Below are 14,734 nucleotides of genomic sequence, written 5' to 3'. Positions count from 1 at the left end.
AGAAAATAGGAGGTTATCGTGCAAATCCGGATTCCGTTTTGCCCTCCCATTCGATCTCAAATCGGCTTATCCGTTAAACGGGTTACGACTATTGGAATCCTCTTGTATATACCGTACGATTCGTCGATGTAATTCCACCTAAAACCCCGAACCTAGTGGTTTCTACCACCAATTGGGGTTCCCAGGGGGGACGATTGCCTTTATCCAACCATAAGGTTTGGACAGTTTTACCCGTCATCCATTCCCCTGTACCAGGGTGTCTAAACGGGTAATTTGTAGTAATGACCATACGATCACCCTCCCATTTAGTGGTAGAAACGGGGGCTGGCCAAGTACGCCCAACAGGCGGTAAATTCTTAGTCTCCGATCCATCCAGGGCATAACGATAACGCACAGGGGGTTGTAAATCGTTGGGCTCATAGAATATTCTTTCGACTTCCAACAGCTCATCGTTTTGGACAATCGTAATTTCATCACCCCAACCACTACCCAATGTTGGGACAAATTCCTGTTTAGGTTCTTTTCGAAGCAGCGGTTTTATCATGGGCGTTGTTGTCCAAGCTCCTGAGAAATTGGGATTTGGCAATGCGTCTGAACGCTCCCCAAGTTTGGCCCTATCGGTCCGGGTATAAGTTACCACAGGACTTCCCGTATTGCGTTTGGGCGGCGTATAAGGATCATTGATATAATAAGGCACCCGTGGGTATGTAATCAACGATGATTCATAATCGGCCACGATACTGTCCATGATCGGAATCACCCAAGGATAGAAATCCTTCACATCTATTTCTTCCCTTGGATCAACGTTAAGATCGAATAGGCGTACAAGATTTTTTGATTCGGTTTCAAGTGGGGTTTTATAATAATACCAAAGTTTCCAATCATGCCACTTTACGGCCATCATATTTCCTTCCCTTGCCACAAAAGTAATACTTTCCCTGTTCGATTTCCCTTGTTCACCTTCAAGAAAAGGAAGCTGGTTCACACCATCAAAAACACGATCGTCCGTTAAATAATCCGTGACTCCGGCTGCTGCCATAAGCGTAGGAAAAACATCGATTTCATGGACTAATTGATTCGAGACTTGACCGGGCTTGATCTTTTTTGGCCATTTAGCTACGAACGGGGTTCTTATACCTCCTTCCAATAAAGAATTGTAATAACCTCTCCATGGACCTGAAGTCCCCCTCCACGGACGTCTTAATTCCGCACCATTATCCGTACACCATATTACCAGGGTATTTTCTTCGATCCCCAATCGTTCTATCTCCGCCAATAGCAACCCAACATTGTAATCCACATCGGCCATGGCATCTGCCAAATCACCAGCCCCTGTAGCTCCTTCTTTATCAGGATGTGTTAGGGTCGGGAAATGAATTTGGGTCATTGGGTAGTAAAGGAAAAAAGGGTTCTTTTTCTTAGCGTTCTTTTTTATGAATTCCACACCCTTTAGGGCACATTCCCGATCTATGGTTTTCCTTGTTTCCATATTATAGGGCTTCACTTTTTTACCGGTTTCCCCCGATTTCCCTTCCCAGATATAAGGCTCCCCTAATTTATCGGAGTCATAGTTTTCAAAAGAGGTGAACTGGGCAGGGTAACTTGTACCAGGAATACCATACCATTCATCAAACCCTTGGTGGGTAGGTTCCCTTTGGCCTTCCCAATTTTCACCGCCTATGTGCCATTTACCGTAAAGTGCCGTTGAATACCCAACGGTTTTCAAATTCTCCGGAATGGTTTTTTCCCAAAGTGTCATCCCATTTCGAGCATCACCTTTACCGGTACGCACGGCATACCTTCCTGTAAGCAATGCAATCCTGGAAACAGCACAGGAATACTCAACATTAAAATTGGTCAGTTTTATCCCTTCATTTCCAATACGATCGATATTCGGTGTTTCTATACCTCTCGCACTACCATAAGTACCTACCTCACCGACACCGAGGTTATCTGGAAATATCAATATAATGTTTGGCCTGTCCTGCCCTTGGATCTTTGAAAACAAACAAAGAAAGAGCACTAAAAATTTAATGGGATCAAGGGAAACTTTCATAGGGTTATATAAATTTAATTGGTTATTTCACTTTTTACACATCTAAAGCCCACATGGGATAATCCAGTATCAATAGCGGAGCCAATCCGGGCACTGGTCCTATAATTGGAACAATAATTCGAAGCACATAGGAATGACCCCCCTTTTATCACTTTTTTGGGGGTATATGGCTCGTCGGGGTCGTAAAACGAAGATGCACCAACGGGATTCATCATTGTTCTTGATGCATCAAGCTCTTTATAGTAAGAGGTATTATACCAATCCGTTGTCCATTCCCACACATTACCGATCATATCATAAATACCCAATTCATTGGGGGGAAAGCTTTTTATTGGCGATGTCTTCGAAAAACCGTCTTCATTGGAATTTTTATAAGGAAAAATTCCCTGGAAAGTATTGGCCAAAACTTTCTCGCCTACATTACTCCATGGGTCAGTGCCGATGTTCGATTGTGCAGCCAGTTCCCATTCAGCTTCCGTAGGCAAACGCTTCCCTTTCCAATCCGCATATGCCTCGGCATCTTCATAGGCAATGTGTACGACCGGGTGGTCCCAACGATTCTCCAAATTACTTTCAGGCCCCTCTGGATGCCGCCAATTGGCACCTGCAACCCATTTGAACCACAATGATGGATTTGTTGGGTTAACCTGCTCTTTAGGTTGGATAAAGACAATGGACCCCGGCACCAGTAAACTATCAGGTGGTTTGACCATATCTTGGGGTAGTTGTTGCTTCAATTCTTCCCAATCCAATTCCCGTTCAGCTACCGTAATATAGTCCGTAGCTTCTACAAATTCTTTATACTGTAGGTTGGTCACCTCGGTTTCATCAATCCAAAACCCCTTGGTAGTGACTTTATGGGATGGCGTTTCCGGAGAATATGCCCTTTGGTCATCAGAGCCCATGGAATAGGTATCCGAAGGGACCCAGACCATTCCCGCAACAAGTACCTCTTTATCACTTTTAACATCCTTGCATGAAAAAGAAAACAACAAGGTTAAAAAAACAACTATTACATCTAATCTCATTCTCAAATACTTCAGAAATACTCCAGGACAGGTTAATGAATTGTCAAAAAGTAAGTGCTTGTACAACGCGCATTTTTCACGGCTTCGAATTTATGAAATAAAACCAAATCATTCATTTTCATTGTAAAAATTATCAATTTAAAAGAATTACGTTACAAAATATCCAAACTATTGATAATAATGGTACAATTTATTGAAAACAAATAATTATTACATATATTCAAAGAAAAATATCCTTTATTTTTTTCTATAAATATAAAAAAATACTGCATTTATGAACAAAGAAAGTGTTTTTATTGTAAATATACTTAAATACAAGTATAAAAATACCAACCCTATCCCCAACATGGCCGATCCCGATTCTAAAAAATACAAAGGCATAAAAATTGCAAAATGAATTACAGGTTATCTGGAATGCCCGCTTTTCGACGGCCGTCGATTTTGGTCAAAGTGATAATCGGGTGTTAGCTTTTAAGCCACGAACTTCTCCCTTTCTACAACAAATTTATTAAGCATACGATTTTTTCCTTCCTATCGAACAAAATAGACCTTTTGTATTTTATGGTCCTCAATATGGTAGATGGCCACTGCTTCATTGATTTTATTTCCGGATCTGACCCGTTCCTTATCAATAACGATATTACCTTGCACAATTCTTTCTTTTACTTCACAATGTAAGTTCGTTGTATTTTTGAATTTTTCCGCATATACCTTTCTCATTGTCTCCTTGCCCTTATACCTTAATCGATCCGGAAAATCATAGACCTCCACATCATCGGCATAAGGCGCTAAAAAGGCTTCGATATTCCTGAAGTTATAGGCATTCAATTGTCTTTGTGCCAAATCAGCCGGTGAATCTTGGAGCAGGTCTTTTGGTTTAAAGCCCACTCCTTTATTAATTATGGTATTGATTTTGGTAATGTTTTCTATATTTTCGGTTGGATTTGCATCCAAAAGGATGAGATTGGCCTTCTTGCCGACCCCAATAGATCCAAATTCCTTTTCTTTATTTAGGATTTTAGCCCCATTGATTGTCGAAGCTTTTATAATTTGCCAATTATTCATACCACTTTCATGCATTGCTTTCAGTTCTGCCAAATAGGAAGAAGCGTGCAAGGTTCCTATATTACCCGCATCAGTGCCTGTGGCGATCAAGACCCCGGCATCTGACAGTTTTTTCAGATTTTCCATTCTTATCGCGCTATCATTGTTTAGGTTGGAAATACTTTTTACCGAGGTGGCATTTTCTTTGTATTTCCCAACCAACACCGTATCCGGTAAATGTTTTAAATCCAACAAGGAGCCTAATTGAAAGGGATCGGCTTTTTGTAATTCATAATTGCTCAAAGATAGATTTTGACCAAACGTATTTTTATACCCACTATTGACTTTCAACGTAGGACAAAGAACAGTTCCCTTCTTTTTCATCAATTGAATAAAATCCTCCTTTAAAATTTCATCCTTAACACTATGTACTAAAAAGTCCGCACCATTTTCAACTGCCAATTGAGCGGTAATCCGTTGTGTCGCATGTACTGCTATTTTCAGATGGTTTTTATGGGCTTCCTCTATAATGGCTTTAACGATCGGAAGGTTTTTACGTGCGCTTTCCGCTATACTCAATCCATCTGCCCCAGCGATATACCAAATTTTTATGAAATCCGGGTTATAAGGAAGCTGTTGTCTAACCCCATTTATGCCATCCGCTATGGATTTGGTCAAAATAAAAGGTTCGTCATTCCCTAGATTTTCATACACTTTTGGCTCATAAGTAGTTAACAAAGGCCCTGTCATGAATATCGTCGGGGAATAATTTTTATCCGTAAAATCGTATCGTTGTCGGAGTAAATTATAACTGGCACCTACATCTATCACCGTGGTGATCCCATTTTGAAGGTATCGCTTCAATTTGGTTTCCATGTCCACTTTGGCCAACTCAATTTCTTGCCGATAACTAGTGTATTTTTGTAAATCGATGATATCAGGACGTGTATATACTCCGCCATTTTGGAAGAAATGAATGTGCGCATCGACCAATCCCGGAATGAGATATTTCTTGGAACCATTTATTATGGTAGCATTATCAGGGATATTTATCTTATTGCTTTTATCGATTTTCGATATCAGACCATTTGTGATTACCACAGTTCGATCAGGCACCAATCTTTGTTCCTCCACATCCACTACAGTCACGTGGGTAATGTAGGTTTGGGCAAAAAGAGGAAAGTAAGCCATGAAAAAAATAAAAACCATAATTCGCCTAGATATCATATATTTTCGTTTTAATTGATAAGATTTATGTTAACGGCTGATACATCGAACCTTTATCCTCAGTCTTTCAAGTATCATGGATTGATCAATCCATAAGGTGTGTCAAGTCTTCTTATACTACTTCATAGATCGGTTTTAAAGGGAACGCATGAATTGCAACCAACGTACGTTTGGTCTTCTTTAGAAACCTGCCCTTTACGATGGATATTCAAATATATTGAATCGCACCATTGGCTCCTAAAACAAAATGGTTGCCTTGCGGAACAAACCCGCCAATACCGGGGAATTTCCATCGGACGATTCAGGCAATATTACAAGGTGGTATCTTCCCTGAATGTGATGCTTTTGTTTGAAGCGTCGAGTGCTACCTGGATACCAACGGGAAATGTGCATAAATTTTTGTCATGCCCAAATGGAAAGTTATATACCATTGGAATATTCAAACCCGACAACCTATCTTTCAATGCCTCAATCAAACTAAGGGAATCCTCACCTTCCCCCGGCTCACAATCGTCAAATTCACCCAAAATAATCCCTTTCGCCCTTTCAAGACCATTTGCTTGTCTTAGTTGGGTCAACATTCGATCCACTTTACGAGGTTTTTCCCCAACATCTTCGATAAAAACGATTTTATCCTTAAAGTCGTTATCAAAACCTGTTCCCGATAAAGCAGACAACAAACTAAGGTTGCCCCCCATCAATTTTCCGGTAACTTTCCCATTTACCAATGTTTCCGTTTTTTCAGTTCCATATACGGTATGTCCAGCCCCTCCATGAAACAAAACGGCTTTCAAGTGCTTTGTATTGAAATCGGTAAAATCCCATGCCGCTATCGGACCATGAAGGCCGACCAATCCCGTTTTCCTGTAAATGGCATTGATGAGTGCCGTGATATCGCTGAAACCGATCAATGCCTTTGGATTTTCCTTAATCAAGTCATAGTCGATAGAAGGCAACAACCTATTACAGCCGTCCCCTCCCCTAACACACCATATGGCCTTTGTTTCCGTATCGGCAAAGGCGTTGTGGAAATCATGCAGTCTTTGGGTATCGGTACCGGCCATATAACCTCTTTTGGCCCGTAAATTTCTAGACAATTTAGGTTTAAGCCCCAAATCCTCAATGTTCTTTATGGCAAGTGCTATCTTTTCGTCGTTTACGGGCCCTCCCGGAGCGATCAATGTAATACCATCTCCCGGCCTAAGCCTTTTGGGTTTGATCGTCCGGTTCTTTTTACCTCCTAACGCAGGATTTGCCGCTACATGTGGGGTAGCGAAAATTGCCGTAGCCCCTATAGCCGCTGTCTTTAAAAATGGTCTTCTCTTCATAATTATTTTGTTTGGTCTCCACCAAAGTGCGCTTATTGCAGTCTAAATACCATTCAAGTCGGTTTAAATGGATTTTGAGTAGGCTTCTTTTATCCAATGCTTTAACTCGGCATCGACTTCTTTCACATCGGTGAGTTGAACCCTGTGCGTACACATGGTACCAAAGGGCCCTGAGTTCCCCAATCTATCGGTAGTCGGTTTGTCCTTTAATTTCAACCCTAAATCAACCCTTGTCTTGGTTGCAGGCTTGATCAATACGAACTGCCTTTTTCGGATTATGCTTACACTCCCCTTTTTAGGCGTTATCGTCACATCTTCCCCAAGGGTTTTTACATAAGCGATCAATGCATGGTAAATAGGCAAAAGGACTTCCTTTCCCTGGTATTGTGTCGCTACCAAATCGTCTTCAGATGAAGTATCGTTTTTGGAAAGTGTTACGATGGTGTTTGCATAACCATGGGTAACGTTATGTTCCGATTTGAGGTAATTTACAGCTTCTGAATGTTTTGAAAACGATTTCCCTTTCAAGATTCCAACCCATTCCTCTAAAGATTTCCCTGTTTTTTCAGGCATATTATCGATCATTGATTGTAAGGCTTTATCCATAACAAGGTACTTTAATTTTCAAATCGGTCTTAAAAATTTTGAATAGGGACAAGTTAATATATTTCTTTTTTAGAGGTAACCATTTCCCAAGAAATTCGTGCAGGGCAAAGAGCCCTAGGCCCATTCACTGTTCTGGGCATCGCCAGACCATACGGAAGCAGCACTTATTTTTTCGTTTACGCAAGGTGTTATAACCTTTGCAAACAATGATAAATGACAAAGTACATGGATGATATCGATTGCATTGGAAAGCGGATAAAAATTCAAAAAGGGAGATGCGGCCCCTCCCTTTTTGAATTCCAGATTCGGTTTTATGGCTTGGTCCTTTAAACCCCAAGGGAACCACTCATTTTAGAAGTCTAAAGCGTTCCTTGAGTTTTTCGACAATACCGCTAACAATGGTTTCTGGAACTTCCAGGATTTCGGAAATTTCGCTTTCGGCCCTATTACCAAAGGCATATAGCTCCAAAACCGTTTTACTTCTCGGGGGAATGGTATTGAATAATACCCCAAATAGCTTACGGCGTTCGATTGACGGTAGTAGGGTATCGCTCATATCCATTTTTTTGATCAATTGTTCTTCCAAAGTGGAATCCAATATAATGTTATCCGACCATTCCCTGGATTGTTTGTAAGAGATATCATCGAGCTCTGTATTGAGTATCAAATCCCCGTCGGCCTGTGAGGTGAAGTTCTCATTCAGGGCATTCATTTCTTCCTTGAGCATCTTTTCGGTACTCACGTAATCCGGAGTTTCCTGCTCAATTATTTTTTTCTCCTCTATTTTTTGAATGGCCTTTGAAAAAAGGATGGTCTTGATCTTATCCGCATCCATGTAATCCTTAAATTCCTTAAAGATTTCGAGGTATATCTCATCCAAAAGTTCTTCCGCCTTATAAAACCCCCTATCAATCGCACCTTGGTTCTCTGCGGCCTTTAAGCTCCTTGACATGAATTTCCTTAAATCGGGTTCCAATGTCGTTATTTTGTTATAAAATTGTTCAAAATCGTTCTCTTCTTTATGCTGGGCCAATTGTTTTACTAACATGATGCTATGTCTTTAAAATTAACAATACATTTTTCACTTTCTTAAATCTACCATCATTTACCGTCGATTAAAATGATAAAGATCAGTATTAAAGACCCTTTCCTGACCTACGTGAAGTATTCCTTTTAAGTTCCCACCTTCCTAAATGCAGTGAATCAGGGAACCTAATAAGTATTCCGACATCTTTAAAATATTCAATAAAGGAACCTTTACGCCACCTTGTCACCATTGGTTTCCCCAATATAAAGTATATCTTGAGAGCACATTTTTGCCCCAAAGACCAATGGGGAATGGATTTTGGAAAGAAATAGAAATAGGAGCCGATCTTCCACTTTTCGACACAGTTTGGTTCATCACCCAAAAAAAAGAAAATTACGGTTATAGAATTAAACCGTATGGGTCAAGCACCTAAAACCAGTGGATTGGGATATGATAGCCCTTTCGAAAATACCCACTCTTTTATGCGCCTTACTTCTTGGTATCCTGAACGTTGGCATGGGTGCTTATGGGGTTTATAAACGCTTTAAGTCGTTTCGTTTAGGAAAGCCTTGACTTTTTCATCGGTCAATTTTGCCTTGGCCGCTCCATAGCCCAAATTAAATACCGCATCCATATCCCTTACGGTAAACGTACCGACCTTCTTTAATTCCTTCGGACTGATAACAATATCACAGTCCTTGAACTTTATTATCGAATCATAGGCCGACCTGATCTTATAAGCCCTATCCAAAACACTCAACGAGTGTTTTAGATCCTTAATGCTTTTCTTCTCGAAAGGATTTACGTACACCCCAATTATTTTGTCACATAGTTCGGTAATCAAATCCACCGGAAAATTATTCAAGGTTCCGCCATCAATAAAATGGTCATCACCTATTTGGATGGGGGTAAAAATGGCAGGAAAAGCAGCCGAGGCCAAAATTGGCCGAATAAGTTCCCCTTTACTGAAAACATGTAGGGTGCCGTCTATGATATTGGTTGCCGTAACATAAAGATGCTTTTTCAACACGCTAAAATCATCGGTACCCAAAATGCCCATAAAACTATCATAAAGCTTCTCGGTATCTATGATACCGGGCTTGCCCAGGGCAAACTTATTGATACTGAAAACGTCAGTCAACTTAAAGAAATCAAGGATTTCTTGGCAAGAATTACCATTTGCATAAAGCGCACCTACAATGGCACCGGCACTTGTACCTGCGATGTAGTTGGGAAAAATGCCATGTTCCTCCAATGCTTTTATTACGCCAATATGGGCAATACCGCGAACACCACCTCCGGAAAGCGCTAAACCAATATTCATGTAACAACCATTTATTTAGCCAGAGGTCTAAAGATACGGCTGTAATGATACAATGTCAATACTTAATTTGGATAATCGGTCCGTAAGAAGGACGGAAGGGCATTTCCAGGGCCTATTCGCGGTCCTGTTTCGATTGCCTTCTTTTACGTAATTTCTGTAATATAAATGTAATCACCGCTTTTTGTATGATCCCTTTGAATCCACCTAACAGTTGCGTGGGATGCAATTCTGATTTAAAATGATTCAGGTTCAATTTAAATTGCTGTAAATTTATCTCGCGCTGAAGGCTCAATACCTTCAACTGCCTATCTATTTCATCAAAAGAGCTGAATTCTTTCATGGGTTCAAATTTGCTTTTATCTCTTAAATACATCTCGTGGTAGCCACTGGAATTTTACCGCTAAAATGGTTCCTTACCATCATCTGCACGAACGCATTCCCCTCATTCATAATAATATTTGGAAAATTTACGGAGTAAAGGGCGATCCAGTCTTTCGCGAAAGATATAGCACAACACAGCAAGTATCACATAGAAGCCACCAACAATAAGAAAACCGTATAGGGCATTCCCCATGGCATCACCGATGACATAACTTACGGCAATGGATATGAAAAACATCCCCATTAACAAAATGGCCCCTAATACAAAAAAATGGCTAAAGGAAGTTATGGCCCGCATCAAGGCCTTAAAGACTTTAAGTTTAAAATACTCCTCACTATGCTTTAGATAGGATCTAATATCGGCATCGGCCTCAATTAGATCCTTCTTTAAATCATCAATTGCCATATGGTCCTATTTCTGAAGTTGTGCGTTTTTCTTTTTCAATTCCTCCAATTTACGTTCCAAGGACGCAATAATGTCATCGGCCTTATAACTCATATTGGACAAGGTATCTTCCAATTTTTGTTCAAACTCAACTTTCTTTTCTTCAGCCGTCTTGGTAAGCTCATCTTTGGCGTGTGATATGCGTTCTGTTATCTCGTTTTTGGCATCCAACGCTTTTTCTTTGATTTTTTCCCTGGTTTTGACGCCTTTGTCCGGTGCATAAAGGATACCGAAACCTGCTCCTATAGCAGCTCCTGCCAGTAAGGCCAACATGATGTTTCCACTATCGTTTGTCATGATATAAATATTTTAGGTGAATACTAAATTCTTATACCAAGGTAGTGCTAAGGCAAACCATTCGGAATGATTTAAATCATTCACAAACATCCAAAATAGGTCTCCGGACCACAACGGGTTTGCCCATGACCAAGGTCATTCTTTTATTTCCATCGATCCGATTATTTTGTCCTATAAAAACACATGATCATGAAAAAGGCAATCATTGTTGCAGGATTACTGCTGATGTTCGGTTGTGGCCCATTGGTCATAACCACGGGAATGGACTATCATCCCCCTAAGTGGTTTTATCCAAATCGCTTGGAGTTGGTCCGTTATGTGTATTTTCCCGAATTCAATTTTTACTACGACCTATCAAGCCATGCCTACCTGTATCTTGATGGAGGCATTTGGGTAAGACACCGTAATCTTCCCCCACGATACCAAAACTTGGACTTGAACCGGCACCGTTATGAACGGGTAAGGAATTACCGTGAAGACAATATCAAACGGTATCACGAAGCGCATAATGCCGATCGTGGAAGAAGCAATAAAAATACCCCCAAAAGCAATTAAGGCTCCTGGGGGTATTTCGATTTTATGGAAATTGCGCGCTTAGTACTTAAGCATGCAAGAGTTCATAACTCTGTTTGGCTATTTCAAGTTCCTCATTGGTTGGAATGACCAAAATCTTGACCCGGGATTCGGGCGTATTGATTTCCCTGATCTCTTTTGACCTGATTTCATTTTCAGCCTCATTCAACTCAATACCGAAAAAGTCCATATCCTTACATACTTGGCCTCTTATATAACTGGAATTCTCACCGATACCGGCTGTAAAAACTATGGCATCCAAACCGTTTAAAGCGGCGGTATAAGCCCCTATATATTTCTTGATACGGTAGGTATTCATGTCAAGGGCCAATTTACAATCGCTATTCCCTTTTTCGGCTTCGGCTTCAATATCCCTTAAATCGCTATAACCCGTAAGCCCCAACATACCACTTTCATTGATAAGGAGTTTATTGACCGTCTCCAAATCATACCCAAGATCGTTCACCAAATAAAAGATAAGGGAGTGATCTATGTCCCCACTACGTGACCCCATAATGAGTCCGTTACTGGGAGCGAATCCGAGAGTATGGTCGATACTTTTTCCATCTTTCAAGGCAGTCATACTGCAACCATTCCCTAAATGTATAGAGATGACCTTACTAGAGGAGGTGTTTAAATATTCCGTAGTTTTTTCACTCACATATTTATGACTGGTGCCGTGAAAACCATACATTTTTATACCGTGCTCCGAATAGAATTTATTCGGGATGGCATATTTACGGGCTTTGACCGGTATGGTCTGTAAAAAGGCCGTATCAAAAACGGCTATTTGCTTTGCTTCCGGAAAAATCTGCTCCGCAATATCGATTCCCTTTAAGTTATGGGGATTGTGGAGTGGGGCCAAATTCATGAATTCCTTGATTTTTTCCTTTACTTCACCGGTAACCAAAGTGGTATCCGAAAAGGCATCACCACCATGGACCACCCTATGGCCAACGGCTTCAATTTCACTAGCCTCCTTAACGACACCTTTTTCGGGATCCATAATGTATGAGGCGACCATTTTAAGGCCTATTTGATGGTTTTCAATGGCCAGGGTTTCCGAATACTCATCCACATCGGTCTTATAAGTGATAACCGCATCGTTCAATCCGATCCTTTCAACAAGGCCAGAACAGATTACTTTTTCTTCCGGCATCGCTATCAATTGGAATTTTATTGACGAACTTCCCGAATTCAATATTAAAACTTTCATTTTTATTTTTTACTGGTTTGATCTTGTGCTTGAATGGCGGTTATTATTACCGTATTGAAAATATCATCCACGGTACATCCCCTACTTAAATCGTTTACCGGTTTATTAAGTCCTTGTAGTACCGGTCCGATGGCCAAGGCCCCTGTTTCCCGCTGTACGGCCTTATAGGTATTGTTACCGGTATTTAAATCCGGAAAGATAAATACGGTCGCTTCACCGGCTACTTTGGAATCAGGCAACTTCACCTCCCCTACTTTGGCATCTACCGCAGCATCGTATTGTATAGGGCCTTCCAAAATCAATTCAGGATTTCTTTCTTTGGCCAATTTGGTGGCTGTACGAACGCGTTCCACATCTTCCCCAACCCCTGAATCACCAGAGGAATACGAAAGCATGGCTATTTTGGGTTCGATCCCGAAGGCCTTACTGGTCACTGCCGAAGAAATAGCGATCTCTGCCAATTGTTCCGCAGTCGGGTTAGGATTGATGGCGCAATCGCCGTAAACCATAACACGGTTTTCAAGACACATGAAAAATACCGAGGAAACCACCGATACATCCGGCCGCGTCTTGATTATCTGTAAGGCTGGGAGAATGGTTTGTTTTGTGGTATGTACGGCTCCCGAGACCATACCATCGGCATGTCCTTTATGCACCATCATCGTACCAAAATGGGAAACATCTTCCATCAAATCCTCTGCCATGGCCAAATTAACGCCCTTATGCTTTCTAAGCTCATACAACTCTTGGGTATATTCCGCAAAATGTTCGGAAGCGGTAGGATCTTCAATATTGACCTTACTCAAATCCAAATCAAGGTCCATTTGGGAAACCTTTTCCTCAATCTTCACCGGATCGCCCAAAAGGGTGATCTTAACCGCATTGGAATCTATCAAAAGCTTGGTGGCCTGCAAAATACGCTCGTCCATACCTTCGGCAAGAACGATATGCCTTACGTCGGCTTTGGCCCTGTTCAGCAAATTGTATTGGAACATCCTTGGGGAAATCCCTTTAGCTTTAAAGGTAATCAAACGCTCTGCGAGCTCCTCTTCGGGAACATGATATGAAAAATCATTGATAGAAGCGGTTATCTTCTGTATGTTCTCAGCGTAAATCCGTGGTCGAATGGCTCCGATCCTATTGGTAATCGAAAAAGTCCCTTGACTAACCGATACGATGGGAACGATATCCGAAAGTCCTTCAATTAATTTGATTATGGAATCCTCGGGCACAAGGTTACCGGTAAGGATCACCCCCGAAACATTCGGATAATTCGCCGAAAGATTTGCCTGGAGTGCACCAAGTATGATATCGGCCCTATCTCCGGGGGTTATGACCAGCCCGTCTTTTTTAAGATGGGTCAAATAATTTCTAAGCTGCATGGCCCCAACACCAAAATGACCGGCTTGGTTATTCAGGTATTCTTCACCGAAAAGTACTTTCCCGTCCAATACCTCTACGATTTCCTTTATGGTAGGATTCTTTAAAACCGGGTTCATTGGAACTACCCCGATCAATATATTCCCGGGCAATTGGGCTTCAAGACCTTCCTTGACGATACCGATATTCTCTGGCTGTACCTTATTGGCCACTACCATGAGGACTTCGACGCCTTTATTCCTAAAAGAATCGTACGCCATGTAAATGTTATTCACCAATTCCCCAAGGGTCTTGCCTACACCACTCCCTAAAATTATTGTGGGTATACCAAGGTTTTTGGCCACTAGGACATTTATGTCCCATTCCGTAATCGAACCTTCACTTGAAAAGTCGGTCCCCTCAACCAAGACGAAATCAAAACGCTTCTCTATTGCCTTGAACTTCTCTATGATCGTATCCAAGACTTCGTCTTCCTTGTTCTGGTTGTTCTTATCATTGACCTCGCTCCGAGTGAGCGCATAGGCCTCCCCATATTCCATTGGAATATTGAAATGGGAAATCACTGTCGTAATATGATTGTCTTTAACCCCTTCAGGATAGTCTTCGATTATAGGCCTAAAGTAACCTACTTTTGCTGCTTTCCCCAAAAGCATTTGCATTAAGCCTAAGGAAACTATTGATTTACCACTATTCGGCTCCGTAGTGGCAATATAAATCGCTTTGCTCATCGGCAATATTATAAATTTTGCGCAAATTTAACACTTCCTTAGGCTTTGACGAAATTTATGGATATTATTAACTA

The 14,734-nt window shown here is 41.1% G+C and carries 13 protein-coding genes; 1 reads left to right on the top strand and 12 read right to left on the bottom strand.

Annotated features, from left to right (window positions below):
- Positions 1-88: 88 nt before the first annotated feature.
- From PHU20_RS09060 to PHU20_RS09015, 10 genes are all read right to left on the bottom strand, one after another.
- The gene (locus PHU20_RS09060; RefSeq protein ID WP_274825030.1) at positions 89-2,056 is read right to left on the bottom strand and encodes a sulfatase-like hydrolase/transferase; all 1,968 of its coding nucleotides are present in this window, start codon (positions 2,054-2,056) and stop codon (positions 89-91) included.
- Positions 2,057-2,070: 14 nt separating this feature from the next.
- On the bottom strand, positions 2,071-3,084 hold the full coding sequence (locus PHU20_RS09055) for a formylglycine-generating enzyme family protein (RefSeq protein ID WP_274825029.1): 1,014 nt from the start codon (positions 3,082-3,084) through the stop codon (positions 2,071-2,073).
- A 531-nt stretch (positions 3,085-3,615) separates the two neighbouring features.
- Entirely contained in the window at positions 3,616-5,355 is a 1,740-nt protein-coding gene (locus tag PHU20_RS09050; protein WP_274825028.1) for an amidohydrolase family protein, read from the bottom strand.
- Between the two features lie 311 nt (positions 5,356-5,666).
- Entirely contained in the window at positions 5,667-6,683 is a 1,017-nt protein-coding gene (locus PHU20_RS09045) for a S66 peptidase family protein (protein WP_274825027.1), read from the bottom strand.
- Positions 6,684-6,746: 63 nt separating this feature from the next.
- Positions 6,747-7,289 carry a DUF4287 domain-containing protein gene (locus PHU20_RS09040; protein WP_274825026.1) on the bottom strand — a complete coding sequence of 181 codons (543 nt, stop codon included), beginning with the start codon at positions 7,287-7,289 and terminating at the stop codon, positions 6,747-6,749.
- Positions 7,290-7,635: 346 nt separating this feature from the next.
- Positions 7,636-8,337, bottom strand: coding sequence for a hypothetical protein (locus PHU20_RS09035; protein WP_274825025.1), 702 nt, complete (start codon positions 8,335-8,337; stop codon positions 7,636-7,638).
- Positions 8,338-8,860: 523 nt separating this feature from the next.
- Positions 8,861-9,640 carry a patatin-like phospholipase family protein gene (locus PHU20_RS09030; protein WP_274825024.1) on the bottom strand — a complete coding sequence of 260 codons (780 nt, stop codon included), beginning with the start codon at positions 9,638-9,640 and terminating at the stop codon, positions 8,861-8,863.
- A gap of 112 nt (positions 9,641-9,752) precedes the next feature.
- Positions 9,753-9,980: a DUF6327 family protein gene (locus PHU20_RS09025; RefSeq protein WP_274825023.1), complete on the bottom strand. Its 228-nt coding sequence runs from the start codon at positions 9,978-9,980 to the stop codon at positions 9,753-9,755.
- A gap of 102 nt (positions 9,981-10,082) precedes the next feature.
- Complete coding sequence (locus PHU20_RS09020; protein ID WP_274825022.1) at positions 10,083-10,427, bottom strand: phage holin family protein; 345 nt, start codon at positions 10,425-10,427, stop codon at positions 10,083-10,085.
- Positions 10,428-10,433: 6 nt separating this feature from the next.
- On the bottom strand, positions 10,434-10,763 hold the full coding sequence (locus PHU20_RS09015; protein WP_274825021.1) for a YtxH domain-containing protein: 330 nt from the start codon (positions 10,761-10,763) through the stop codon (positions 10,434-10,436).
- 189 nt (positions 10,764-10,952) lie between these two features.
- Here PHU20_RS09015 and PHU20_RS09010 point away from each other — a divergent pair, with 189 nt between their 5' ends.
- Positions 10,953-11,318: a hypothetical protein gene (locus tag PHU20_RS09010; RefSeq protein ID WP_274825020.1), complete on the top strand. Its 366-nt coding sequence runs from the start codon at positions 10,953-10,955 to the stop codon at positions 11,316-11,318.
- 46 nt (positions 11,319-11,364) lie between these two features.
- Here PHU20_RS09010 and PHU20_RS09005 read toward each other — a convergent pair whose 3' ends face one another.
- Positions 11,365-12,552, bottom strand: a complete 1,188-nt coding sequence (locus PHU20_RS09005) for an acetate/propionate family kinase (RefSeq protein WP_274825019.1) — start codon at positions 12,550-12,552, stop codon at positions 11,365-11,367.
- Between the two features lie 2 nt (positions 12,553-12,554).
- Positions 12,555-14,660 carry a phosphate acetyltransferase gene (gene pta, locus PHU20_RS09000; protein ID WP_274825018.1) on the bottom strand — a complete coding sequence of 702 codons (2,106 nt, stop codon included), beginning with the start codon at positions 14,658-14,660 and terminating at the stop codon, positions 12,555-12,557.
- Positions 14,661-14,734 lie beyond the last annotated feature (74 nt).

The sequence above is a fragment of the Maribacter polysaccharolyticus genome (genome assembly GCF_028882255.1).
GTDB classification, from domain to species: Bacteria; Bacteroidota; Bacteroidia; order Flavobacteriales; family Flavobacteriaceae; genus Maribacter_A; species Maribacter_A polysaccharolyticus.
This window is presented reverse-complemented; position numbering and strand designations above follow the sequence as displayed.

Excerpts from the sequence above, each read along its gene's own strand:
- PHU20_RS09060 (WP_274825030.1), bottom strand. The coding sequence starts at position 2,056 with ATGAAAGTTTCCCTTGATCCCATTAAATTTTTAGTGCTCTTTCTTTGT.
- PHU20_RS09055 (WP_274825029.1), bottom strand. The coding sequence starts at position 3,084 with ATGAGATTAGATGTAATAGTTGTTTTTTTAACCTTGTTGTTTTCTTTT.
- PHU20_RS09050 (WP_274825028.1), bottom strand. The coding sequence starts at position 5,355 with ATGATATCTAGGCGAATTATGGTTTTTATTTTTTTCATGGCTTACTTT.
- PHU20_RS09045 (WP_274825027.1), bottom strand. The coding sequence starts at position 6,683 with ATGAAGAGAAGACCATTTTTAAAGACAGCGGCTATAGGGGCTACGGCA.
- PHU20_RS09040 (WP_274825026.1), bottom strand. The coding sequence starts at position 7,289 with ATGGATAAAGCCTTACAATCAATGATCGATAATATGCCTGAAAAAACA.
- PHU20_RS09035 (WP_274825025.1), bottom strand. The coding sequence starts at position 8,337 with ATGTTAGTAAAACAATTGGCCCAGCATAAAGAAGAGAACGATTTTGAA.
- PHU20_RS09030 (WP_274825024.1), bottom strand. The coding sequence starts at position 9,640 with ATGAATATTGGTTTAGCGCTTTCCGGAGGTGGTGTTCGCGGTATTGCC.
- PHU20_RS09025 (WP_274825023.1), bottom strand. The coding sequence starts at position 9,980 with ATGAAAGAATTCAGCTCTTTTGATGAAATAGATAGGCAGTTGAAGGTA.
- PHU20_RS09020 (WP_274825022.1), bottom strand. The coding sequence starts at position 10,427 with ATGGCAATTGATGATTTAAAGAAGGATCTAATTGAGGCCGATGCCGAT.
- PHU20_RS09015 (WP_274825021.1), bottom strand. The coding sequence starts at position 10,763 with ATGACAAACGATAGTGGAAACATCATGTTGGCCTTACTGGCAGGAGCT.
- PHU20_RS09010 (WP_274825020.1), top strand. The coding sequence starts at position 10,953 with ATGAAAAAGGCAATCATTGTTGCAGGATTACTGCTGATGTTCGGTTGT.
- PHU20_RS09005 (WP_274825019.1), bottom strand. The coding sequence starts at position 12,552 with ATGAAAGTTTTAATATTGAATTCGGGAAGTTCGTCAATAAAATTCCAA.
- pta (WP_274825018.1), bottom strand. The coding sequence starts at position 14,660 with ATGAGCAAAGCGATTTATATTGCCACTACGGAGCCGAATAGTGGTAAA.